Genomic DNA, 21,618 nt, shown 5'->3' with positions numbered 1-21,618 from the left:
GGTTTAGCCATAGGCGCGCCTGATACCCCACAGGCGCCCTAGCAAACAGGGTCGCCACCAGACAGTTTTCGAACCCCCGGTCGGCCATCCCACCGGGGGTTTTCTTTTTCCGGCCTGAAAGGCCCAACGCAGAGGACAAAACAGATGAACAACTACCGCAGCTATTACCGCACCTTCCGTTATGACTGGCGATTTAGCCGCTTCAATGCCGCTGTTCCAACACCTATAGACCGAACACTTCGCTAGCGCTGGCGCGGCACAGAAGCCGCGCCGGCCAAAGGACCGCCAGATCATGAACGCACCGATTTCCGCTCAGCTCGCTAACTCCAACCCCGTCTCCAACCCAGCCAGACGCAGCGCTCAACCGCTGCCCAGTCCCGCCGTACTACGCCAACGCCTACCGTTGAACGCCGCGCTTTCCGAGCGTATCCGGACCGACCGCAATGCCATCCGCGCCGTGCTCGACGGCAGCGATCCGCGCCTGCTGGTGGTGATCGGGCCGTGCTCTCTGCACGACCCGCAATCTGCGCTCGATTACGCCTCACGCCTGGCCGAACTGGCGCCACAGGTCAGCGATCAGCTGTTGCTGGTGATGCGCGCTTATGTCGAGAAGCCCCGTACAACGGTCGGCTGGAAGGGACTGGTCTACGATCCGCATCTGGACGGCAGCAGCAATATGGCCGAAGGGCTGAGCGTATCGCGCCGCTTGATGCTGGACATCCTCGACCGCGGCCTGCCGATCGCCACCGAGCTGTTGCAGCCTCTGGCAGCGGCCTATTTCGATGATCTGCTGAGCTGGGCAGCGATTGGTGCGCGCACCAGCGAATCTCAGATTCATCGCGAAATGGTCAGTGGCCTGGACCTGCCGGTGGGTTTCAAGAACGGCACCGATGGCAGTGTGGGGATCGCCTGTGACGCGATGCGTTCGGCGGCGCATCCGCATCAGCATTTCGGTATCGATGATCTCGGCCATCCGGCGCTGATGAGCACCCTCGGTAACCCGGACACGCATCTGGTGCTGCGCGGCGGCCATACCGGACCGAACCATGACGCCGAAAGCGTTGCGATGGCTAATGCTGCGTTGCTCAAGCAAGGCATCGCTGCTCGGATCATGGTCGATTGCAGCCACGCCAACAGCGGCAAGAACCCGCTGCGCCAGCCAGCGGTGCTGCAGAACGTCATTGACCAACGCCTGACCGGCGATGCGAGCCTGCGTGGCGTCATGATCGAAAGCCACCTGTTCGATGGTTGCCAACCGCTTTCCGACGACCTGCGTTACGGCGTTTCCATTACCGATGGTTGCCTGGGCTGGAGCGCCACCGAGCAGATGCTGCGTGACGCGGCTGATCGGTTGCGCGGCTGACTCAGCAAGCCCGGCTGCGACGGCCGGGCTTGCGGTTCGCAGGGTCTTGCGGGCAACCTGTGCGGCTGGTTTTCCCGCCCTACAGAACCCCATGCGCGATTACAAATGGCTGTACGAATATTGTCTGAATCGCTTCGGCTCTGCCGCGGCACTGGAAAACCGACTGCCGCGCCCCAACAGCGCTGACGACTTGCGGGCCGTTCCGGATGACCGCTATCTCTCGCTGATCAGCCTGCGGATATTCCGTGCCGGACTCAAGCACAGTTTGGTGGATGCGAAATGGCCGGCATTCGAGGAAGTGTTCTTCCGTTTCGACCCGGAAAAGTTGGTGTTGATGGGCGGCGAGCATATCGAGCGACTGATGCAGGACACGCGGGTCATTCGCCATTTGGGCAAGCTCAAAAGTGTGCCGCGCAATGCCCAGTTCGTACTTGACGTGGCAAAGGAGCACGGCTGCTTCGGCGATCTCATCGCCGATTGGCCGGTAACCGATATCGTCGGTCTGTGGCGCTACCTGGCCAAACAGGGATGTCAGCTAGGCGGGTTGTCCGCGCCGCGTCTGCTGCGCATGGCCGGCAAAGACACCTTCATCCCTAGCAATGACGTGGTCGCTGCACTCAAGGCGCAAAAAGTGGTCGACAAGGTGCCCAGCAGCCAACGCGACCAGGCGGCCGTGCAATCAATGTTCAATCAGTGGCACAGCGAGAGCGGCCGCCCCATGTGTCAGCTGTCGGTGATGCTGGCGTTTACCGTTAACCACTGAGCCCATTGCGTATCGAGTCGAAGTGCTTCAAGCGCGGTCCTATTTGAAGTCATGTCGCATCAAGCCAGCCAGGGCTGACAGCGAAGGAGGACAAAGATGGACGGAGCCATGCAGCGAATTGCCAAGGCGCTGCGGCAGGCAGAGCGCATCCTGATCATCACCGGCGCCGGGCTTTCCGCGGATTCCGGGCTGCCGACCTATCGTGGCGTCGGCGGGCTGTACAACGGTCACACCGAGGACGGCCTGCCAATCGAGGTGGCGTTGTCCGGCCCGATGCTCAGACGTAATCCAGCGCTGTGTTGGAAATACCTGGCTGAAATCGGCCGTGCCTGCCTCTGCGCCGAGCCCAATGCCGGTCACACTGCCATCGCCGAGCTGCAACGGCACAAGCCAGGCTGCTGGGTACTGACGCAGAACGTCGATGGCTATCACCTGGCGGCCGGCAGCCCGCCACAACGGTTGATTGAAATCCACGGAACCATTGCACCGCTGTACTGCATGACCTGTGGCGAGCAGAGCGACCAGTTGAGTTGCAATCTTGGTCGCCCGCTGCCGCCGCGTTGCGCATGCGGCGGCGTGCTGCGACCGCCAGTGGTGCTGTTCGAGGAGATGTTGCCGGAGGCGGCGTTGGGGCGCTTGCAGACCGAGATGGCAGAGGGATTCGACGCGGTGGTCGCGGTGGGCACCTCGGCGAGCTTCGCCTATATCGTCGAACCGATACTGCGTACACGCCACAACGGCGGGTTTACGGCACAGATCGATCCGGTCGCCAGCGAGCTGTCGCTTCTGGTGGATGTCCATTTGGCAGCAGGCGCGTCAGACGTTTTGCCGCAGCTAATCCGTCACATTTTCTCTGATTGAATTTGCTCATCGGGGCATCGGCAGGCATAGTCTCGCCACTTTCGACTTCCCGACATGCCTGTGCCATGCGCCAACGCCTCGCACCCCTGTTGCCATTTGCTTTCATCTTGCTGCTGACGGCCTGTGCCGGACAGCCAGAACAGACCGAAAGTCCTCTCGCGCTGCACGATTTCCAATTCGAACTTGCGAGCGTCGAACCAGAAGCGGATACCGCCCAAGCCGAATCATCCGAACGCAGCGAGCAACAGCTCCGCGACCTATCCGATGGGCAGAGCTATGAATTGCCGCCGCTTGCCGACAGCATTCTCGAGCGTGGTTTTACCCTCGTTGGAACGCCTTACCGGTATGGCGGAACCTCGACAAAAACCGGTTTCGATTGCAGTGGCTTCGTCAGCTTCCTGTTCCGCAAGGAAGCCGGGATCGAGCTGCCACGCTCTACGCGCGAAATGATCAACCTCGACGCCCCGAAGATCAAACGCAGCGAGTTGCAACCGGGCGACGTGGTTTTTTTCAATAATCGCGGTCGCGGCCGGGTCAGCCATGCCGGTATCTACATCGGCGATGACCAGTTCATCCATTCCTCCAGTAGTCGCAGCGGCGGCGTTCGCGTCGACAGCCTGGATAGCAAATACTGGCGCGCCAGCTTTATGCAAGCCAAGCGCGTGCTGGCTCTGGCTCACGATTCGAGCTCTATTCCCGTTCATCATTGATCGGCGAGGTTGAGCTGCGCCGGGGGTTGCATCCATCGGCGCATGCCGGCAGAGTGATGGCTCATTTGCCTGGACTGCTCTGCCATGCCCTTTCTGGCCCGTCTCACGACTGTTCTGCTGACAGCTTTGCTGCTGACAGCCTGTGCCGGACGGCAGCCCGTTGAACCGGTCGTGATAGCACCTGCGGCGCCGCAGCAGTTGCCAGGTACTGCAGAAGACGTCCTGTTCACTGCTCTGGGGCTGGTCGGCACACCTTATCGCTACGGTGGCAACACACCCGATAGCGGCTTCGATTGCAGTGGCCTGATTGGCTACGTCTTCCGCGGCGCGGCAGATCTCGCACTGCCTCGTACCACGCGCGAAATGAGCACCATGCGCGGCGCTGCAGTCAGGCGCGATGCGCTACAGGCGGGCGATCTGTTGTTCTTCGCGACCAGTGGTGGGCGCCGCGTCAGTCATGCAGCTATCTACGTCGGGAACGGGCGTTTCGTCCACGCGCCCTCCAGCGGCGGAACAGTGCGGCTGGACAGCCTCTCCAATAGCTACTGGCAGAAGAACTACCTCAGCGCCAAGCGCGTCCTCGACAGCGAGCAACTTGCCCGCAATCCGTGAGGCTCAACGTGCCTGGCAGGAGTTGATGATGACCGACGCCGCGCCCAGGTTTCGACGATCAAAAGGCAGCTGAGCATGCCAATCCTCCGCCTGCCGGACCAACCCGAGGCGTGCGAGCTTTGTCGCCGCCAGGCACCCTTGACCCGCCATCATCTGATCCCCAAGGCGCTGCACGGCAAAACCTACGTGCGCAAGCGCTTTCCCCGTGATGAGCGCATCACGGCCACCTTGTGGGTATGCCGGGCCTGCCACAACCAGATTCATCGGCTCTTCACGGAGAAAGAGTTGGCGCTTGTTTACAACAGCCGAGAGGCGTTGCTCGCCGATTCGCGCTTGTGTGCGTTCGTCGATTGGCTGGCAACCAAGCCAGCCGGGTTTACTCCGAGACACTAGTTCGACACCAGCTTTCCGGTGCGCCTGCGACTATGAATTGGTCCTGTTGGCTTTATGTCCGTAGCGCATTAGAACGGCTAAGAGACTTCGCCTTTCTACCAATGCAGGTTGAAGTGCGAGCCCAGCACGAAGCGATCATCCAGCAGGTCCCAGCGTTCGACGCAGGCTTTCTTGTCTGCGCCGGGATGCAGCTTGAGGCGGTTGAACGAATTCGGCGAGGTGCCGCGGACCCGCGATGACAGCGTGGTGCCCGCCTGGATCATCCAGATTTCTCGCGACAGACCGGTGTACTGCTTGGTCAATGGCAACACGTAGGGCAGGTGAATATGCCCGCCCATCACCAGATCGAGACCTTCATCTGCCCAGCAGTGCAGCGCTGCATCGGCGCCGCGTTGCAGGTTGCTCAGATCACTCAGCACCATCGCCCCGAAGGGCTGATGCGCCACCACAATACGCACCTTGTTGGGGTCGCTTTGCTTTAAACGTCGTGCCACCGCTTGCACCTGCTCGGCGGTTACCAGTCCGTCTTTGTGCCGCCGCGGGTGGGTGGTATTGAGCCCAATCACGAGCATTTCGTCGTTTTCGAAGGTCGGTTCCAGATCATGGCCGAAGTGCTGGCGGTAGTTGCGATAGGGCATTAAAAAGCGTGCGAAAACGTTGTACAGCGGAATGTCGTGGTTGCCTGGGATGACCAGCGTTTCTGGTATGCCATGACCTTTCAGCCGTTGGACGAATGCCTGGGCAGCCGCAAATTGCCCAGCTCTGGCGCGTTGTGTGATGTCCCCAGAAAAGATCAACAGGTCGGCGCCATGCTCGCGCACATGGTCTTCCATGGCTTGCACCACTGCCGGTTGCTCAGTGCCGAAGTGGGTGTCGGAGATCTGCACGATGGTCGTCATTGGCTGGCGTCTTCTCGTTAGGGATGGCCGGGTGCGAGTGGCGCATTGTTGCATTCGAAGCCGATCAGCGCTTAGCGTTCCGGTGAATTGCTGGCGAATTGCACCTAAGGGCGCCGATACACCATGCAGCGCTGCTTCCAGTTGCGCTGCGCAGGGCCTTGGACTAACCTCCGCGCTGCTTCAGGTACCCCTGGCGAAAAGCCAGTTGGGTGAAACAGGGAAGCCGGTCCACTCTCACGAAGATTCCGGCGCTGCCCCCGCAACGGTAGGCGAGATAAGAAACCGCTCAAAGCCACTGTGCCATAGGCATGGGAAGGCGCGGTTTCGGGATGCTGCAAGGCAACCGCTCGTAAGCCCGGAGACCGGCCTGTCGCATTCCACGGCAGTGCGGCGGGCGCTGATCGGGGTGCGGCTGCTTGCACCTGCGCTCCTTTCGAATTCTCCGTCTGCCTTATCGACATATGTCGTGCGGCGGGCACGACGGAGAATTTCATCCAATGCGCAAATCCCTTCCCCTGGCCGTAGTTCTGCTGGGCCTTCCTTCCTGTGTCCTGGCCAATCACGGCGATGCTTTGCTGCTGGGCCAGCAGGTGATTACTGCCAGTCGGACCGGCCATTCGCCGGTATCCATCGCCTCCAGTAACCTGATCACCCGAGACGAGATCGAACGCCAGCAAGCTGGCAGCGTGCCGGAGCTGCTGCAGCGCCTGGCCGGGGTGAGCATCACCAGCAATGGCGGGCGCGGCAAGAGCACCTCGGTGTCCATTCGCGGTACCAGCGACAAGCACGTACTGGTGCTGATTGACGGCGTTCGGGTCGGCTCGGCCACCTCCGGCAGCGCCGCGCTGCAAAGCATCCCGGTAGAACAGATCGAGCGCATCGAGATCGTGCGCGGCCCGCGTTCCAGTCTGTACGGTTCGGAAGCCATGGGCGGGGTGATCCAGATCTTCACTCGCCGTGGTGGCAATGATGGCTTCAAGCCTTACTTCTCGGCCGGCGCCGGTTCGCGTTCGAGCTACAGCGGATCAGCCGGCGTGGCCGGTAGCCAAGGCAATGGCTGGCTCAACCTCGGGGTAGCCAGCGAGTCCACCGACGGCATCAACGCCCGCGCCTATCGCAGCACTGTACCCAATGCCTACGAGCCGGATGCCGACGGCTACCGCGAGCTGTCCGGACTGCTCCGCGCTGGCTATCGCTTCGACAATGGTCTGGAGCTGGACGGCAGCTGGCTGCAGAGCGAGAACCACAGCGATTTCGACACCCGTTCGACCAGCGGCGCCACCGGTCGCGATGCCTACAGCGACGGCTCTCTGCAGGCGATCAGCGGCCGCGCGCGCTTCTCGCCGCTGGCTTTCTGGGACGTCACCTTGCAGGCGGGGCACAGCGAGGACCTGAGCGACAACTTTCAGGATGGCGGTTTCTATTCCCGCTTCGACACCCGCCGCGACAGTCTGAGTTGGCAGAACGACCTGCGTTTCGGCGAGGCGCAGGTGCTGAGCCTCGGGATGGACTACCAGACCGATCGAATCGACAGCAATGATAACTATGCCGAGGACAGCCGATACAACAAGGGCTACTTCGTCCAGTATCAGGCCGCCTTCGGTCGTCACGGCGTGCAGGCTGGCCTGCGTCGAGACGACGATGAGTTCTTCGGTTCGCACGACACCGGCAGCCTGGGCTACAGCTTCGAATTGAGCGATGCGCTGACGCTGACCGCTGCCTACGGCACCGCCTACCGCGCACCGACTTTCAACGACCTGTACTACCCGGCCGGCGCCTTTACCGCCGGCAACCCGGACGTCCAACCGGAAGAGTCGGAAAGCTACGAGATCGGCATTCGAGGTAGCCACGGCTGGGGCGAGTGGAGCGTCAACGCCTATGAAAACCAGATCGAGGATCTGATCGTCTGGGCTGGGACCAGCCCCATGCGCCCGGAAAACGTCGACGTGGCGCGCATTCGCGGCATTGAAACCACCGTTGCCACCGTGCTGGCCGGCTGGGATGTGAACGCCAATCTGACCTTCATGGACCCACAGGACCGCAGCAAGGCCAACCACGGGCATCTGCTGCAACGCCGCGCCAAGCGTCAGTTCAACCTGGACCTGGATCGCCAGTTCGGCGCCATCGGCCTGGGCGCCTCGCTGTACGCGGTGAGCGAGCGCTTCGACAAGGCGAGCAACACTGAAGAGTCCCGCATGCCCGGCTACGCCTTGATGGACCTGCGCAGCGAATACCGCATCGACGAGGCCTGGCGCCTGCAGGTCAAGCTGGCGAACCTGTTCGACCGCCAATACGAAACCACCCAAACCTACGAACAGCCCGGTCGCGCGGTGTATTTCACCGTCCGCTACCAGGCTCTCTGACCGGCAACCCAAAGGAGAACCCCATGCACGTCCTGTCCACACGCGCCCAGTTGGCAATAGGCGCCGCGCTGATCCTGCTGATGGCCATGACACGTGGTCAACATTTCGCCAGCGTCGAGAATCTGCCCAGCGCCAGCTGGTCGATCTTCTTCCTGGCCGGCTTCTACCTGCGTTCGCGCTGGATGTTCGTGCTGCTGTTCGCCGAAGCGTCCGCGCTGGACTTCGGCTCTCTCGCCAGCGGCAGCATCAGTGACTGGTGCTTGTCGCCGGCCTACTGGGCACTGGTGCCGGCCTACGGCAGCCTGTGGCTGGCGGGACGGTTGTTCGCCGGCTGGCAGCGCGACGATCTGCGCAGCCTGGCCGTGCTGGCACTGACGTTGCTGGTCGCGGGTTTCGTCGCCTACCTGATCTCCGGCGGGGCGTTCTACTTCTTCTCCGGCCGCTATCCGGAGCCGACGCTGGCCGGCTTCCTGCCGCGCATCGCCCAGTATGTGCCGCGTCACCTGAGCAACCTGGCGTTCTACGTCGGCACGGCGCTGGTGCTGCATGTCGGTATCGTCTCGGCGCTGCGCCTGATGCGCGCGCGGGAGGTGCATTGATGGACGACCGCGACGCACGACACAAGGCACGGATGCAGCGCAAGAAGGCGGTGGTCGATGCGAAGATCGCCGAGGCCCAGGACGAGTACGGCCTGCTGCTGGTGCACACCGGTAACGGCAAGGGCAAGAGCAGCTCGGCCTTCGGCATGGTCGCCCGCGCGCTGGGCCACGGCATCAAGGTCGGCGTGGTGCAGTTCATCAAGGGCGCGGCCAGCACAGGGGAGGAAAACTTCTTCCGGCGTTTCCCCGAGGAAGTGCGCTATCACGTGATGGGCGAAGGCTTCACCTGGGAAACCCAGGATCGTCAACGCGACATCGCCAAGGCTCGCGAAGCCTGGGCAGTGGCGGCGCAGCTACTGGCTAACCCGGAGGTTGGACTGGTGGTGCTGGACGAGCTGAACATTGCGCTCAAGTACGGCTATCTGGAACTCGACCCAGTGCTCGCCGATATCGAGTCGCGACCAATGTTGCAGCACGTGGTAGTGACCGGTCGCGGCGCACCGCCCGGGCTGATCGAAGCGGCCGATACTGTGACTGAAATGAGCCTGATCAAACATGCCCTCAAGGCAGGTGTGAAGGCGCAAAAGGGCGTTGAATTCTGATGTCTGCGATCCAGACATGCGTAGGGTGGATGACGCTTTTTTCATCCACCGTTGGCGTTGGTGGCTGGGTGAAGCGTCATCCACCCTACGATGATCAGAGGCCGCGATGAATAGCAGAAGCTGCCCCGCACTGCTTATTGCGGCGCCAGCGTCCGGCCAGGGCAAGACCACCGTCACCGCCGGCCTGGCGCGCTTGCATACGCGTCAGGGCAAGCGCGTACGGGTGTTCAAATGCGGCCCGGACTTTCTCGATCCCATGGTGCTGGCGCGCGCAAGCGGTCATCCCGTCTATCAGCTGGATCTGTGGATGGTGGGCGAAGCCGAGAGCCGACGGTTGCTGTGGGAAGCGGCGGGCGAGGCCGACCTGATCTTGATCGAAGGGGTGATGGGTCTGTTCGACGGCACACCGTCGGCTGCCGATCTGGCGCGGCACATCGGCATTCCGATATTGGCGGTTATTGATGGTTCGGCCATGGCGCAGACGTTCGGCGCGCTGGCACACGGCCTGGCCAGCTATCAGCCGGACCTGCCATTTGCGGGCGTGCTGGCCAATCGGGTCGGCAGCAGCCGGCATGGCGAGATTTTGCGGGACTGCTTGCCGGAGCATATCGACTGGTTCGGCGCCTTGCCGCGCAGCGAGTCGGCGGGCTTGCCGAGCCGGCATCTCGGGCTGGTGCAGGCGCAGGAACTGACAGATCTGGATGCCCGGCTCGATGCGGCTGCCGATGCGCTGGCGGCGAGTGCGGATAGCCAGTTGCCAGCGCCGGTCAGCTTCCCACCGCCGGAGCCCTTGACGGTGCCGCCGTTGCTGCAGGGCGTGCGCATCGGCATTGCACGTGATGCCGCGTTCGCATTCGTCTATCAGGCCAATCTCGATTTGCTGCAGGCGCTTGGTGCCGAGCTGCTGTTCTTTTCTCCGCTGCATTTTTCCAAGCTGCCCGCGGTGGACAGCCTGTACCTGCCGGGTGGCTATCCCGAGTTGCATCTATCCACATTGGCTCGCAATCGCCCCATGGGCGAGGCGATCCGGGCGCATCACGCGGCGGGCAAACCGATCCTCGCAGAATGCGGCGGCATGCTCTATCTGCTCGATGCGCTGACCGACCAGGCTGGTGCACGCGAGGACATGCTCGGCTTGCTCTCAGGGGAGGCGCAGATGCAAAAGCGCCTGACCGCACTGGCGCTGCAAGAGGTTGAACTGCCGGAAGGGCGTCTGCGCGGCCACACCTTTCATCATTCTTTGCTCGAAACGACCATGCAGCCCATCGCGCAAGGCGAATGTCCGAACTACAAGCGCACCGCCGAAGCGGTTTATCGGCAGGGTCGGCTGACGGCGTCTTATATCCACTTCTATATGCCGTCCAATCCCCACGCGGCTGCGGCGTTGTTCAAGCCATGAGCGAGCACGCCTTCACCGAGGCGCAGCGCGCCGGCGTCTACCGCGCCATCGCCGAACGACGCGACATGCGCCATTTCAGCGGCGGCGAAATAGCGCCCGAGCTGCTCGCACGATTGCTGGAAGCCGCGCATCAGGCACCCAGCGTCGGACTGATGCAGCCTTGGCGATTCATCCGTATCCGGCGCGCCGAATTGCGTTCGGCCATCGCCGAACTGGTCGAGCGGGAACGTGTGCTGACCGCCGAGGCGCTGGGCGAGCGTGGTCGTGAATTCATGCAGTTGAAGGTGGAGGGCATCAAGGACTGCGCCGAACTGCTGGTCGTCGCGCTGATGGAAGGACGCGACACTCACATATTCGGACGCCGCACCCTGCCGCAGATGGACCTGGCCTCGGCGGCCTGCGCCATCCAGAACCTCTGGCTCGCCGCGCGAGCGGAAGGGTTGGGAATGGGCTGGGTGTCGTTGTTCGATCCTCAGGCACTGGCCGAGCTGCTACAGATGCCCACCGGTGCCGAGCCGGTGGCGGTGATCTGCCTTGGCCCGGTCGATGCGTTCTATCCGGCGCCGATGCTGGCGCTGCAGGGCTGGACGCAACCTCGGCCGTTGCAGGAACTGCTGTTCGAGGACGGCTGGGAGGAACCGCAATGAGCGTGGCGCTGAGCTGCCTCGCCGGAGTCGGCCTGGATGCGTTGCTGGGCGAGCCTCGTCGCAGCCATCCGCTGGTGATCTTCGGACGGCTGGCTGACCGACTGGAGCAGCATTTCAACGGTCCGGGCGGTCGCGGCTGGCGCAGCCATGGCGTCACCGCTTGGTGCCTCGCGGTGTTGCCGCTAACCGTCATCGCCTGGTTGTTGAGCCTGTTGCCAGGCATTGGCTGGCTGATCGAAATCCTGCTGCTGTACCTCGCGCTCGGCCTGCGCAGCCTGGGCGAACATCTGATGCCGGTGGCGCTCGCGCTGCGCAGTGGCGATCTGACCGAGGCGCGGCGACGTGTGGGTTTCATCGTCAGCCGCGACACCAGTGCACTGGACGAGCAGGGCGTGGCTCGCGCAGCGACCGAATCGGCGCTGGAGAACGGTAGCGATGCGGTCTTCGCCACGCTGTTCTGGTTCGCGATTGCCGGCGCGCCTGGTGTAATCCTGTATCGCCTGAGCAACACGCTGGATGCCATGTGGGGCTATCGCACCGAGCGCTTCGAGCGCTTCGGCTGGGCCGCCGCGCGCATCGATGACGCGCTCAATTTCATTCCTGCCAGATTGGTCGCGCTGACCTACGCCGTGCTGGGCCAAACGGACAAAGCCTGGCGCTGCTGGCGACGTCAGGCGCCCTTGTGGGACAGCCCCAACGCCGGCCCGGTGATGGCCGCCGGTGCCGGCGCGCTGGGTGTGTCGCTGGGCGGGCCGGCGATCTATCAGGATGTGCTGCATCAGCGTCCGGCCCTGGGCGAGGGCGAAGCGCCCGGCGCGCGCGATATTGAGCGCGCGTTGGACATGGTTTGGGCTGGCGTCGGTCTTTGGCTGTTGGCATTGCTGCTGGGAGGCTGGCTGCATGCTTGAACATGGCGGACGGCTGCGGGCAGCGGCGCGCGATTTCGGTATCCCGCTGGCGGATTGGCTCGACCTGTCCACTGGCATCGCACCTTATGGATTCAATCTGCCGGTTGTGCCCGCTGACGTCTGGATGCGGCTGCCGGAAGCCGAGGACGAGCTGGCCGCTGCGGCCCGCGATTATTACGGCGCCGAGTCGCTGCTGCCGGTTTCAGGTTCGCAAGCCGCGATCCAGATGCTGCCGCGGCTGCGTCGGAATTCGCAGGTCGGCATCGTCTCGCCCTGTTATGGCGAGCACGCCGAGGCATGGCGTCGCGAAGGGCATCGCGTCAGCGAGTTCAGCGAAGGGGCCGTACTGCGGACGCTTGATCAGCTCGACGTCCTGGTGGTGGTCAATCCGAACAATCCCACCGGGCGCCTGTTACCGCCCGAACAACTACTCGACTGGCATGCGCGGCTGGCGGCGCGCGGCGGCTGGTTGGTGGTCGACGAGGCGTTCATGGATCCGACGCCCGAGCTCAGCCTGGCGTCCTACGGCCATCTGCCAGGGCTGATCGTGCTGCGCTCGTTTGGCAAATTCTTCGCTATGGCCGGCGCGCGGCTCGGCTTCGTTCTAGCCGAGTCTGAGCTGCTGGGCGCGCTGGAAAATGCATTGGGCCCCTGGCCGATCGCCGGCCCGTCACGGTTCATCGGCACGGCACTGCTTGGCGACTGCGCAGGACAACGCCGACAGCGTGAACGGCTCCTGGCTGAAGGCGAGCGGCTGGCCCAGCTGCTGACAACCAGCGGCCTGCCGCCTGCAGGCAGTTGTGGCCTGTTTCAGTGGGTCGTAACCGAAGAGGCGGGCCTGCTGTACGAATTTCTTGCCTGTCAGGGCATTCTCGTTCGCCGTTTTCACTATCCGCCGAGCCTGCGTTTCGGTCTGCCGGCAGAGGAGCTGGGCTGGTCTCGCCTGAGTCGCGCATTGGCTTGCTATCAGGAGATTCGCGCATGAGCACGCTGATGGTTCAGGGCACTACGTCCGATGCCGGGAAGAGCACGTTGGTGACCGCGCTGTGCCGTTGGCTTCGCCGACAAGGCGTGTCCGTCGCGCCGTTCAAGCCGCAGAACATGGCGCTCAATAGCGCCGTGACGGCGCAAGGCGGCGAAATTGGCCGTGCTCAGGCCGTGCAGGCGCAGGCCGCCGGGCTAGCGCCGCACACCGATATGAACCCGGTGCTGCTCAAGCCCAACAGCGACATCGGCGCGCAGGTGATCATTCACGGCCGCGCCGTCAGCAACATGGATGCCGTGGCGTACCACGACTACAAGCGTGTCGCGATGGACGCGGTGCTTGCATCGCATCGCCGCCTGAGTGTTGAGTATCGGGTGGTGATGGTCGAAGGCGCCGGCTCGCCTGCGGAGATCAACCTGCGCGCCAACGACATCGCCAACATGGGCTTCGCCGAGGCGGTGGATTGCCCGGTCATTCTCATCGCCGATATCGACAAGGGCGGGGTCTTCGCCCATCTGGTCGGCACGCTGGAACTGCTCAGTCAAAGCGAGCAGGCGCGGGTAAAGGGCTTTGTGATCAACCGCTTTCGCGGCGATATCGCGCTCCTGCAACCAGGCTTGGACTGGCTGGAACAGCGCACCGGCAAACCAGTGCTGGGCGTGTTGCCTTATCTGATGGATTTCCATCTGGAAGCTGAGGACGCGATCGACGTGCGCCAGTCCGCCAAAGCGGAGCAGACCTTGAGGGTGGTGGTGCCGGTGCTGCCGCGCATCAGCAATCACACCGACTTCGATCCGTTGCGCCTGCATCCCCAGGTCGACCTGCGTTTCGTCGGTTCCGGCCAGGCAATTCCGGGCGTCGATCTGATTATCCTGCCTGGCTCCAAGAGCGTTCGCGCCGACCTTGCCTGGTTGCGCGAGAACGGCTGGGAGGCGGCGATCCGTTGCCATCTGCGCTACGGCGGCAAGGTGCTCGGAATTTGCGGCGGGTTGCAGATGCTCGGTGAAAGCATCGCCGATCCCCTTGGGCTCGAAGGCGCGGCGGGGCAGAGTAATGGACTCGGGTTGCTGGCGTTGTCGACCGAGCTGGCCGCTGAGAAACAATTGCGCAACGTGCGTGGACGATTCTGTCTGGGCGATGCCGACGTGAGCGGCTACGAAATCCACGCGGGCGTCAGCAACGGCCCGGCACTCGAGCGAGCCGCTGTGCAACTCGACGACGGCCGCACGGATGGCGCTCTCAGTGAGGACGGTCAGGTGCTCGGCACTTATCTGCATGGTTTGTTCGAATCGCCTGCGGCCTGCGAAGCGCTATTGCGCTGGGCCGGGTTGGAGAACGCGCAGCGGGTGGATTATCACGCGTTGCGCGAACGTGACATCGAGCGCTTGGCCGACCTGGTCGAGACGCATCTGGATACCCGTTTCTTGCGTGAGCTGTGCGGTGTTTGACGGCTGCCGTTGCGTGTTGAATCTCGGCCACGTTCGGCGGGCCGCACCCGCCCTACAAAGAATCCGACCGCTTGAGGAAAACCGGAATGCCTGAACTGATTCTCGGCGGTGCCCGATCAGGCAAGAGCCGGCTGGCCGAGCGTCTGGCCAGCGAATCCGGCATGCCGGTCACCTATATCGCCACCAGCCAGCCGCTGGATGGCGAGATGAGCGAGCGTATCGCCCATCACCGTGTGCGACGACCAAATGAGTGGATGCTGGTGGAGGAACCGCTGTCGCTGGCCGCAGTGCTGCATAAGCACGCCGGCGCTGATCGATGCCTGCTGGTGGATTGCCTGACGCTATGGCTGACCAACCTGCTGATGCTGCAGGATCCGTCGCGCCTGGCCGAAGAGCGCGACGCACTGCTCGAATGCCTGGCGAAGCTGCCAGGGCGCGTGCTGCTGGTCAGTAACGAAACCGGAATGGGTGTGGTGCCGCTGGGTGAGCTGAGCCGGCGTTACGTCGACGAAGCCGGTTGGCTGCACCAGGCGCTGGCCGAACGCTGCGAGCGCGTGGTGTTCACCGTCGCAGGCCTGCCCATGATTTTGAAAGGAGAACCGTTGTGACCGAACACTGGTGGCAAGCGCCTTGCCGCGCCCTGGATGAACGTGCGCGCCAGGCGGCGCTGGAGCGCGATGCGCAACTGACCAAGCCGGGCGGTGCTTTGGGTCGCATCGATGCGTTGGTGCCGCAACTGGCGGCATTGCGGGGGCACGAGCGTCCGAACGTGGACCCGGTCTGGATCAGCATTTTCGCGGGTGATCATGGTGTCGCCGCAGAAGGTATTTCCGCGTATCCGCAATCGGTGACCGGGCAGATGCTCGCTAACTTCGTCAATGGCGGCGCTGCGATCAGCGTGCTGGCTCGTCAGCTCGGCGCGAAGCTGGAAGTGATCGACCTGGGGACCGCTTCGCCGATCGGGCCTTTGCCCGGCGTGCGCCATCTGGCACTGGGCGCGGGCACGGCGAACTTCGTCGAGGCGCCGGCGATGAGTATGGATATCTGCCTGCAGGCGCTGCAGGCCGGGCGCGAAAGTGTAATGCGTGCACAAGTGGAACAGTCCGCATTGTTCATTGGCGGGGAAATGGGCATCGGCAATACCACCACCGCAGCCGCTCTGGCCTGCGCACTGTTGGAATGTGAACCCCGCGATCTGGCAGGACCTGGGACGGGCCTGAATGCGGCCGGCGTGGCGCACAAATGCGCCGTGATCGAGCGCGCACTGGCGCTTCATGCCGGTTGTCACGACACCTTGGGTTGGATGCAGCGCCTGGGTGGCTTCGAGCTGGCGGCGTTGACCGGCGCCTATCTGGCCTGTGCTCAGCAGGGCATCGTGGTGCTGGTGGATGGCTTCATTTGCAGCGTGGCGGCGCTTTGCGCGGTACGTCTGAATCCCGCGTGTCGCGACTGGATGCTGTTCGCCCATCGCTCGGCGGAGCCCGGCCACCTGGTGGTACTGGAAGCACTCGATGCCCGGCCCTTGCTCGACCTCGGCCTGCGGCTGGGCGAGGGCTGCGGCGCAGCGTTGGTCGTCCCTCTGCTGCGGCTCGCCTGCGCGCTGCACAAGGAAATGGCGACCTTCGCCGAAGCAGCCGTCGCCGGGCAGAGCGCATGAGCCTGCATCTGGACATGCTGCGTCACGGCGAGACGGTTTGCGGCGGCGGCTTTCGCGGGCGTCTGGACGACGCGCTCACGGAGTTTGGTTGGTTACAGATGCGCCAAGCGGTCGCCGGCGCGGGACCTTGGGATCGGATCATCAGCTCTCCTTTTCGTCGCTGCGCAGCTTTCGCCGTGGAGTGGGCCGAGCAGCGCAAACTGCCGCTGGAATTCGAACCCGACCTGCGCGAACTTGATTTCGGCGACTGGGAAGGTCGTACGGCTGCCGAGTTGATGGTCGATCAAAGCGATGCCTTGGGCCGCTTCTGGAGCGATCCCTACGGTTTCACGCCGCCAGGCGGCGAGCGGTTGGTCGAGTTCGAGGCGCGTGTGCTGACGGTGATCGAGCAACTCACCGACCGCTTCGCTGGCGAGCGCATCCTGCTGATCACTCATGCCGGTGTGATGCGCCTGTTGCTGGCCGAGGCGCGTGGCTTGCCGCGCGGGCAATTGCTGCAGGTCGAGGTGAGCCATGGCGCAATGTGCGGGCTGAAAACCGGCTTCGCCGACGCCACGCTCTGGCTGGAAGAAACATGCAGCCCTTTCTGATCGCGCTGCAGTTCCTCACCAGCCTGCCGGTGCGGCTGAGCGGCATGCCCGCGCCGCAGGCCGTTGGCCGATCGCTGCTTCATTACCCGTTGGTGGGGTTGTTGCTGGGGTCGATTCTCTGGCTTGGCAGCTTCGCAATCGAAGGGGCTGCGGTGCCGCTGCAGGCGGCATTGTTGCTGGCAGCCTGGGTGGCGCTCACCGGCGCGCTGCACCTCGATGGCTTGGCCGACAGCGCCGATGCCTGGCTCGGCGGTTTCGGCGATCGCGAGCGCACCCTCGCGATCATGAAAGACCCGCGCAGCGGTCCGATTGCCGTGGTGGTTCTGGTGTTGCTGCTGCTTCTCAAGTTCGTCGCACTCTGGACATTGCTTGCCGTGGGCGAGCGGATGGCCCTGCTGCTGGCGCCGTTGCTCGGGCGCGGAGCTTTGCTCGGGTTGTTTCTGACGACATCCTATATGCGTCCCGGTGGCCTCGGCCAGGCACTGGCCGAGCACCTTCCGCGCGCGTCCGTTCGTATCGTTCTGCTTGCGCTCGTGGCTTTCTGTCTGGCGTTGGGCACGAGCGGTTGGCTGGCGCTGATGGTGAGCCTAGCCATCGGCGTGCTGGCGCGTCGGGCCATGTGCCGGCGCATCGGTGGCACTACCGGCGACACGGCCGGTGCGCTGTTGGAGCTGGTGGAAGGTGGCGTATTGGTCGTGCTGGCGCTAAAGGTCTGAACCTCAGCCAAGCAGGGCGACGGCTTTGATTTGCGCCCATAACGCTTTGCCTTCCACGACGCCAAGCTGATCGGCCGAGCGCCGGGTGATGCGCGCCAGTAACGGCGTGCCTTGGGCATCCAGACGCACCAGAACGTGCGCGGGCGTATCGGCGGTGGCTACCTGTTCGACGCGTGCCGGCAGCAGGTTGCTGATACTGGTGCCCTCGGCGCGCTCCAGCGTCAGGCTTACGTCACGCGCGTGGACACGAAAGCGCAGGCGCTGGCCTATTGCTTCATCACGCTGCCCCACCAGTACGTCGCCGCCAGTAAACACCAGGCGTGTGAGGTGATAGGTGGGGTCATGTTCTGCAACCTGCGCCTCGATGACTATGCCTGCGTCTTCGCTGAAGGCGGTCGGCAAATCGAGGCGGGCAAGGGTTTCCTGCAGTCCGCCCTGAGCAATCGCGCGCCCATTTTCCAGCAGCACCACATGATCGGCGAGTCGCGCCACTTCGTCCGGCGAGTGACTGACATAAAGGACGGGAATCTCCAGCTCGTCATGCAGCCGTTCCAGATACGGCAGGATTTCCTGCTTGCGTTTGAAGTCCAGCGCCGCCAGCGGCTCGTCCATCAGCAACAGTCGCGGGCTGGTCAGCAGAGCGCGGGCAATGCCGACACGCTGTCGCTCACCGCCCGACAGGCGTTCGGGCATGCGGTCGAGCAGATGACCTATACCGAGCAGTTCGACCACCTGCTCCCAGATCACGCGGCGCTCGTTTTTCGCGACACGCTTCATGCCGAATTCCAGGTTGCGCTTCACCGAGAGATGGGCGAACAGATTGGCGTCCTGAAACACATAGCCGATCGCGCGCCGGTGCGGCGGTACGAAACAGCCGCTGGCCGAATCCTGCCAGCGTTCGCCGTTGATCTCGATCAGCCCGGTTGCGTTGCGCTCAAGACCTGCGATGCAGCGTAAGCAACTGGTCTTGCCGGAGCCCGAGGGTCCGAACAGGGCGGTCACTCCGCGTCCGGGTAGCTCCAGATCTACGTCCAGCCGGAAGCCGGGATGGTCCATCCGCAGCTGCGCCTGAATGCTGCTTGATCCTCCGTTCATCCACGCCATCCCTGTTTGAGGCGGCTGCTGTAAAGCACAAGCAAGACCAGGAAGGAAAACACCAGCATGCCGCCTGCAAGCCAGTGCGCTTGCGCATATTCCATGGCCTCGACGTGATCGTAGATCTGCACGGACAGCACGCGAGTTTTCTCGGGAATGTTGCCGCCGATCATCAACACCACGCCAAATTCCCCGACGGTATGGGCGAAGCCGAGAATACTGGCGGTGATGAATCCAGGCCGGGCGAGCGGCAGCACGACGCTGAAGAAGGTATCCAGCGGCCCGGCACGCAAGGTCGCGGCAGCCTCCAGGGGGCGTTCGCCGAGGGCCTCGAAGGCATTCTGCAGCGGCTGCACGACGAAGGGCATCGAATAGAACACCGAGCCCACCACAAGACCCGCAAAGGTAAACGGCAGAGTGCCGAGCCCGAGGCTTTGCGTCAGCTGTCCGACCGGACCGTTCGGGCCCATGGCGACCAGCAGATAGAAGCCCAGCACGCTTGGCGGCAGCACCAGCGGCAAAGCGACCACGGCACCGATCGGCCCCTTTAGGCGTGAATGGGTGCGCGCCAGCCACCAGGCGATTGGCGTACCGATCACCAGCAACAACAGCGTGGTTATGCCGGCAAGCTTGAGCGTCAGCAGAACGGCTGCCAAGCCGACGTCATCCAGCGGCATCATGGCGACGTCATTCCAGGCTGTAGCCGTATGCCTCGATTACCTCGGCGGCTTTTGCGCTTTTGAGGTATTCGAGCAGTGCCCGCGCCGCAGGATTGTCGCGGCCCTTGTTAAGCAACAGGGCGTCCTGGCGAATGGGCGGATGAAAGGACGCCGGTACGATCCAGCCGGAACCTTCGCCGATCGCACCATTGTCCACGACCTGAGAGAGGGCGACGAAGCCGAGTTCGGCGTTGCCGCTGGCAACGAATTGATGCGCCTGGGCAATGTTTTCGCCCTGTACCGACCGGCCACGCGTTGATTCGGTCAGGCCGAGCTTCTCCAGCGTGGCCATGGCCGCGGCGCCATACGGTGCGGTTTTCGGATTGGCGATGGAAAGATGGCGATAGGGTTGCCGAGTCAGTGTGGTTTGGTCATCGACGTAATCGCCGCGTGCCGACCACAGCACCAGTGTGCCGATGGCGTAAGGGAAGCGGCTTCCGGCAACGCCCAGATCCTCGCTTTCAAGCTTGGCTGGGACCGCTTCGTCAGCGGCCAGCAGCACGTCGAACGGCGCGCCGTTGTGAATTTGCGCATAGAACTTTCCGGTCGCGCCAAAGGCGAGCACGGCTTTGTGCCCGGTGTCCTGTTCGAACCGTTCGGCGATGACCTGCATTGGCTTGGTGAAATTCGACGCCACCGCGACCTGCACCTCGGCGGCGTGGCCGGCTATAGGCAGCAGCGCAATCGTAAACAGGGCGGCAATTTTGCAAAGACGCTTCATTCGTTTCTCCTTAGTCCACCGCGATGATGACGTGTGACGCCTTGACCAGAGCCGTACAAGATTGTCCGAGTGCCAAGCCCAGCTCTTCGGCGCTCTCGTTAGTAACGACCGCGCCCAGTGTGCGATTGCCGGGCAGCAGCAACTTGACTTCGCAATTCACCGCGCCGGGCGTCAGGCTGCTGATGGTGCCGGTCAGGCGATTGCGGGCGCTGATTTTCACCGCCGGGTCGGGCGACAGCAGCACGAAGCTGGCCTTGATCAGCGCCATCGCGGTCTTGCCGGGCGCCAGGTTGAGTTCGTCGATGCTGTCGTTGGTCAGGGTTGCGGTAATCGTCTGGCCTTCCCCGATATCGAGGCTCAGGCTGCCGTTCACTGCGCCTTTTTCAACCTGGGTGATGCGTCCGCGAAACTGGTTGCGCGCACTGGTTTTCATGGCGATTGCCCGGAGTAGTTTGTCGATGTCGTCGAAGCCTTCGACGCCATGTGCCACCTGGGCGAGAAAGCGTTCGTATTCCTGTTGCATGCGCTGCCAGACGTGCAGCATTTCGCGACCGAAGTCGGTCAGCTGGGTACCGCCGCCCTTTGCCCCGCCGGCTGCCCGAACCACCAGGGGGCGTTCCGAGAGATTGTTCATCGCGTCCACCGCATCCCAGGCGGCCTTGTAGCTGAGGTTGATGGCCTTTGCCGCGCGGCTAATCGAGCCGGTCGCCTCGATCTGTTCCAGCAGTTCGATGCGTTTGCCGCCGAGATAACCCTTCTCGCCGCGGTTGAACCATAGCTGGCCGTCGATGCGCAATGGTCCGAGATGCTGTGGATCGTTCATGCTTGGCCCTCGTGAATGCCGGCCATTCTGACAAGCGTTATATAGATTTGTATATAGCGAAGGCGAAGCTGTTTGGAATTTGCTGCGTTGGCTGAAAAAGGCAGGCGTTGCCGGTTGGATGGCTCAGGCGTAGCGTGTGGCGACCCTGCTCGGAGATTTGCCATGAGAATCCAACTGATCGTTGCCTCACTCGCTCTCACGCTGCTGGCCGGCAATGCCACGGCGGATCAGTGCCCGGCCTTGCTGCAGCATGACCTGCCGAAACTGCGTTCGAAGGAAACCATCGACCTGTGCCAGCAGTTCCAGGGCAAGGCGCTGGTGGTCGTCAACACCGCCAGCTTTTGTGGCTTCGCGCCACAGTTCAAAGGCCTCGAAGCGCTTTATCAGCGATACAAGGACGAGGGATTGGCGGTTCTAGGTGTGCCGTCCGATGATTTCTTTCAGGAGTCGGACGATGCTGCCGAGACGGCTGAAGTCTGCTATGTCAATTACGGCGTGACCTTCCCGATGGCGCAAACGCAACCGGTGCGCGGTAGCGATGCGACGCCGCTGTTCAAGGAATTAGCCGAGCAGGCCGGAGGCGCGCCGCGCTGGAACTTCTACAAGTACGTGGTGGATCGCAACGGTCAAGTGGTCGACTACTTTTCCAGCAAGGTCGAGCCAGATGACCCTGAGCTGATCGCTGCGGTGGAAAAAGCGTTGGGCAAATAGCGGGGGGATGCCCCGACCGAGCGGCCGGGGCGGG

General features: G+C 63.2%; 24 protein-coding genes and 1 riboswitch. Of the genes, 19 read left to right on the top strand and 5 right to left on the bottom strand.

Annotated features, from left to right (window positions below; all coding sequences use genetic code 11):
- Positions 1-292: 292 nt before the first annotated feature.
- From NAV33_RS08165 to NAV33_RS08140, 6 genes are all read left to right on the top strand, one after another.
- Positions 293-1,363 carry a 3-deoxy-7-phosphoheptulonate synthase gene (locus NAV33_RS08165; protein ID WP_255978770.1) on the top strand — a complete coding sequence of 357 codons (1,071 nt, stop codon included), beginning with the start codon at positions 293-295 and terminating at the stop codon, positions 1,361-1,363.
- Between the two features lie 91 nt (positions 1,364-1,454).
- Positions 1,455-2,126, top strand: a complete 672-nt coding sequence (locus NAV33_RS08160; RefSeq protein ID WP_255978768.1) for a DNA-3-methyladenine glycosylase I — start codon at positions 1,455-1,457, stop codon at positions 2,124-2,126.
- A 96-nt stretch (positions 2,127-2,222) separates the two neighbouring features.
- Positions 2,223-2,987: an NAD-dependent deacylase gene (locus NAV33_RS08155; protein WP_255978766.1), complete on the top strand. Its 765-nt coding sequence runs from the start codon at positions 2,223-2,225 to the stop codon at positions 2,985-2,987.
- Positions 2,988-3,052: 65 nt separating this feature from the next.
- On the top strand, positions 3,053-3,697 hold the full coding sequence (locus NAV33_RS08150) for a C40 family peptidase (protein WP_255978764.1): 645 nt from the start codon (positions 3,053-3,055) through the stop codon (positions 3,695-3,697).
- Between the two features lie 84 nt (positions 3,698-3,781).
- Positions 3,782-4,309 (top strand): C40 family peptidase, encoded by a 528-nt coding sequence (locus NAV33_RS08145; protein WP_255978762.1) that lies wholly within the window; start codon positions 3,782-3,784, stop codon positions 4,307-4,309.
- Positions 4,310-4,384: 75 nt separating this feature from the next.
- Positions 4,385-4,702, top strand: a complete 318-nt coding sequence (locus NAV33_RS08140) for a hypothetical protein (RefSeq protein WP_255978760.1) — start codon at positions 4,385-4,387, stop codon at positions 4,700-4,702.
- Between the two features lie 95 nt (positions 4,703-4,797).
- Here NAV33_RS08140 and NAV33_RS08135 read toward each other — a convergent pair whose 3' ends face one another.
- Positions 4,798-5,601 carry a metallophosphoesterase family protein gene (locus NAV33_RS08135; RefSeq protein ID WP_255978758.1) on the bottom strand — a complete coding sequence of 268 codons (804 nt, stop codon included), beginning with the start codon at positions 5,599-5,601 and terminating at the stop codon, positions 4,798-4,800.
- Between the two features lie 165 nt (positions 5,602-5,766).
- Positions 5,767-5,986, top strand: a riboswitch (cobalamin riboswitch).
- 112 nt (positions 5,987-6,098) lie between these two features.
- Here NAV33_RS08135 and btuB point away from each other — a divergent pair.
- The 12 genes from btuB (at position 6,099) to NAV33_RS08075 (ending at position 17,515) form a co-directional block, all read left to right on the top strand.
- Positions 6,099-7,964, top strand: a complete 1,866-nt coding sequence (gene btuB / locus NAV33_RS08130; RefSeq protein WP_255978756.1) for a TonB-dependent vitamin B12 receptor — start codon at positions 6,099-6,101, stop codon at positions 7,962-7,964.
- Between the two features lie 23 nt (positions 7,965-7,987).
- Entirely contained in the window at positions 7,988-8,563 is a 576-nt protein-coding gene (locus NAV33_RS08125) for a hypothetical protein (RefSeq protein ID WP_255978754.1), read from the top strand.
- Positions 8,563-9,165 carry a cob(I)yrinic acid a,c-diamide adenosyltransferase gene (cobO, locus tag NAV33_RS08120; protein ID WP_255978752.1) on the top strand — a complete coding sequence of 201 codons (603 nt, stop codon included), beginning with the start codon at positions 8,563-8,565 and terminating at the stop codon, positions 9,163-9,165. Before NAV33_RS08125 ends, cobO begins: the two co-directional genes overlap by 1 nt.
- Before the next feature lie 106 nt (positions 9,166-9,271).
- The gene (locus NAV33_RS08115; RefSeq protein ID WP_255978750.1) at positions 9,272-10,564 is read left to right on the top strand and encodes a cobyrinate a,c-diamide synthase; all 1,293 of its coding nucleotides are present in this window, start codon (positions 9,272-9,274) and stop codon (positions 10,562-10,564) included.
- Positions 10,561-11,211, top strand: coding sequence for a 5,6-dimethylbenzimidazole synthase (bluB, locus tag NAV33_RS08110; protein WP_255978748.1), 651 nt, complete (start codon positions 10,561-10,563; stop codon positions 11,209-11,211). The genes NAV33_RS08115 and bluB overlap by 4 nt, the downstream gene beginning before the upstream one ends.
- A complete protein-coding gene (gene cbiB / locus NAV33_RS08105; protein ID WP_255978746.1) occupies positions 11,208-12,119 on the top strand; it encodes an adenosylcobinamide-phosphate synthase CbiB in 912 nt (303 codons plus the stop codon). Before bluB ends, cbiB begins: the two co-directional genes overlap by 4 nt.
- Positions 12,112-13,104: a threonine-phosphate decarboxylase CobD gene (cobD, locus tag NAV33_RS08100; protein ID WP_255978744.1), complete on the top strand. Its 993-nt coding sequence runs from the start codon at positions 12,112-12,114 to the stop codon at positions 13,102-13,104. The genes cbiB and cobD overlap by 8 nt, the downstream gene beginning before the upstream one ends.
- A complete protein-coding gene (locus NAV33_RS08095; RefSeq protein ID WP_255978742.1) occupies positions 13,101-14,552 on the top strand; it encodes a cobyric acid synthase in 1,452 nt (483 codons plus the stop codon). Before cobD ends, NAV33_RS08095 begins: the two co-directional genes overlap by 4 nt.
- Before the next feature lie 86 nt (positions 14,553-14,638).
- On the top strand, positions 14,639-15,160 hold the full coding sequence (gene cobU / locus NAV33_RS08090; protein WP_255978740.1) for a bifunctional adenosylcobinamide kinase/adenosylcobinamide-phosphate guanylyltransferase: 522 nt from the start codon (positions 14,639-14,641) through the stop codon (positions 15,158-15,160).
- Complete coding sequence (gene cobT, locus NAV33_RS08085) at positions 15,157-16,209, top strand: nicotinate-nucleotide--dimethylbenzimidazole phosphoribosyltransferase (RefSeq protein ID WP_255978738.1); 1,053 nt, start codon at positions 15,157-15,159, stop codon at positions 16,207-16,209. Before cobU ends, cobT begins: the two co-directional genes overlap by 4 nt.
- A complete protein-coding gene (locus tag NAV33_RS08080; protein ID WP_255978736.1) occupies positions 16,206-16,799 on the top strand; it encodes a histidine phosphatase family protein in 594 nt (197 codons plus the stop codon). Before cobT ends, NAV33_RS08080 begins: the two co-directional genes overlap by 4 nt.
- A complete protein-coding gene (locus NAV33_RS08075; protein WP_255978734.1) occupies positions 16,784-17,515 on the top strand; it encodes an adenosylcobinamide-GDP ribazoletransferase in 732 nt (243 codons plus the stop codon). Before NAV33_RS08080 ends, NAV33_RS08075 begins: the two co-directional genes overlap by 16 nt.
- A 3-nt stretch (positions 17,516-17,518) precedes the next feature.
- Here the strand turns inward: NAV33_RS08075 and modC are convergent, their stop codons facing one another.
- Genes modC through NAV33_RS08055 form a run of 4 tightly spaced genes read right to left on the bottom strand, consistent with a single transcriptional unit; the run spans position 17,519 to position 20,873 of the window.
- Positions 17,519-18,610, bottom strand: a complete 1,092-nt coding sequence (modC, locus tag NAV33_RS08070) for a molybdenum ABC transporter ATP-binding protein (protein ID WP_255978732.1) — start codon at positions 18,608-18,610, stop codon at positions 17,519-17,521.
- Positions 18,607-19,287, bottom strand: a complete 681-nt coding sequence (gene modB, locus NAV33_RS08065) for a molybdate ABC transporter permease subunit (protein WP_255979310.1) — start codon at positions 19,285-19,287, stop codon at positions 18,607-18,609. Before modB ends, modC begins: the two co-directional genes overlap by 4 nt.
- Positions 19,288-19,297: 10 nt before the next feature.
- Positions 19,298-20,050, bottom strand: coding sequence for a molybdate ABC transporter substrate-binding protein (modA, locus tag NAV33_RS08060; RefSeq protein WP_255978730.1), 753 nt, complete (start codon positions 20,048-20,050; stop codon positions 19,298-19,300).
- Positions 20,051-20,060: 10 nt separating this feature from the next.
- Positions 20,061-20,873, bottom strand: coding sequence for a TOBE domain-containing protein (locus NAV33_RS08055; RefSeq protein WP_255978728.1), 813 nt, complete (start codon positions 20,871-20,873; stop codon positions 20,061-20,063).
- A gap of 162 nt (positions 20,874-21,035) precedes the next feature.
- Here NAV33_RS08055 and NAV33_RS08050 point away from each other — a divergent pair, with 162 nt between their 5' ends.
- Entirely contained in the window at positions 21,036-21,584 is a 549-nt protein-coding gene (locus tag NAV33_RS08050) for a glutathione peroxidase (RefSeq protein WP_255978727.1), read from the top strand.
- Positions 21,585-21,618: the final 34 nt, after the last annotated feature.

Origin of the sequence: Stutzerimonas stutzeri (assembly GCF_024448715.1) — a bacterium.
GTDB classification, from domain to species: Bacteria; Pseudomonadota; Gammaproteobacteria; order Pseudomonadales; family Pseudomonadaceae; genus Stutzerimonas; species Stutzerimonas stutzeri_AR.
This window is presented reverse-complemented; position numbering and strand designations above follow the sequence as displayed.

Coding starts and splice junctions, on each gene's coding strand:
- modA (WP_255978730.1), bottom strand. CDS start 20,050: ATGAAGCGTCTTTGCAAAATTGCCGCCCTGTTTACGATTGCGCTGCTG.
- NAV33_RS08150 (WP_255978764.1), top strand. CDS start 3,053: ATGCGCCAACGCCTCGCACCCCTGTTGCCATTTGCTTTCATCTTGCTG.
- NAV33_RS08050 (WP_255978727.1), top strand. CDS start 21,036: ATGAGAATCCAACTGATCGTTGCCTCACTCGCTCTCACGCTGCTGGCC.
- modC (WP_255978732.1), bottom strand. CDS start 18,610: ATGAACGGAGGATCAAGCAGCATTCAGGCGCAGCTGCGGATGGACCAT.
- NAV33_RS08055 (WP_255978728.1), bottom strand. CDS start 20,873: ATGAACGATCCACAGCATCTCGGACCATTGCGCATCGACGGCCAGCTA.
- NAV33_RS08115 (WP_255978750.1), top strand. CDS start 9,272: ATGAATAGCAGAAGCTGCCCCGCACTGCTTATTGCGGCGCCAGCGTCC.
- cobD (WP_255978744.1), top strand. CDS start 12,112: ATGCTTGAACATGGCGGACGGCTGCGGGCAGCGGCGCGCGATTTCGGT.
- NAV33_RS08095 (WP_255978742.1), top strand. CDS start 13,101: ATGAGCACGCTGATGGTTCAGGGCACTACGTCCGATGCCGGGAAGAGC.
- cobU (WP_255978740.1), top strand. CDS start 14,639: ATGCCTGAACTGATTCTCGGCGGTGCCCGATCAGGCAAGAGCCGGCTG.
- NAV33_RS08160 (WP_255978768.1), top strand. CDS start 1,455: ATGCGCGATTACAAATGGCTGTACGAATATTGTCTGAATCGCTTCGGC.
- NAV33_RS08125 (WP_255978754.1), top strand. CDS start 7,988: ATGCACGTCCTGTCCACACGCGCCCAGTTGGCAATAGGCGCCGCGCTG.
- NAV33_RS08165 (WP_255978770.1), top strand. CDS start 293: ATGAACGCACCGATTTCCGCTCAGCTCGCTAACTCCAACCCCGTCTCC.
- NAV33_RS08155 (WP_255978766.1), top strand. CDS start 2,223: ATGGACGGAGCCATGCAGCGAATTGCCAAGGCGCTGCGGCAGGCAGAG.
- bluB (WP_255978748.1), top strand. CDS start 10,561: ATGAGCGAGCACGCCTTCACCGAGGCGCAGCGCGCCGGCGTCTACCGC.
- NAV33_RS08145 (WP_255978762.1), top strand. CDS start 3,782: ATGCCCTTTCTGGCCCGTCTCACGACTGTTCTGCTGACAGCTTTGCTG.
- NAV33_RS08080 (WP_255978736.1), top strand. CDS start 16,206: ATGAGCCTGCATCTGGACATGCTGCGTCACGGCGAGACGGTTTGCGGC.
- btuB (WP_255978756.1), top strand. CDS start 6,099: ATGCGCAAATCCCTTCCCCTGGCCGTAGTTCTGCTGGGCCTTCCTTCC.
- NAV33_RS08140 (WP_255978760.1), top strand. CDS start 4,385: ATGCCAATCCTCCGCCTGCCGGACCAACCCGAGGCGTGCGAGCTTTGT.
- modB (WP_255979310.1), bottom strand. CDS start 19,287: ATGCCGCTGGATGACGTCGGCTTGGCAGCCGTTCTGCTGACGCTCAAG.
- cobO (WP_255978752.1), top strand. CDS start 8,563: ATGGACGACCGCGACGCACGACACAAGGCACGGATGCAGCGCAAGAAG.
- cbiB (WP_255978746.1), top strand. CDS start 11,208: ATGAGCGTGGCGCTGAGCTGCCTCGCCGGAGTCGGCCTGGATGCGTTG.
- NAV33_RS08135 (WP_255978758.1), bottom strand. CDS start 5,601: ATGACGACCATCGTGCAGATCTCCGACACCCACTTCGGCACTGAGCAA.
- NAV33_RS08075 (WP_255978734.1), top strand. CDS start 16,784: ATGCAGCCCTTTCTGATCGCGCTGCAGTTCCTCACCAGCCTGCCGGTG.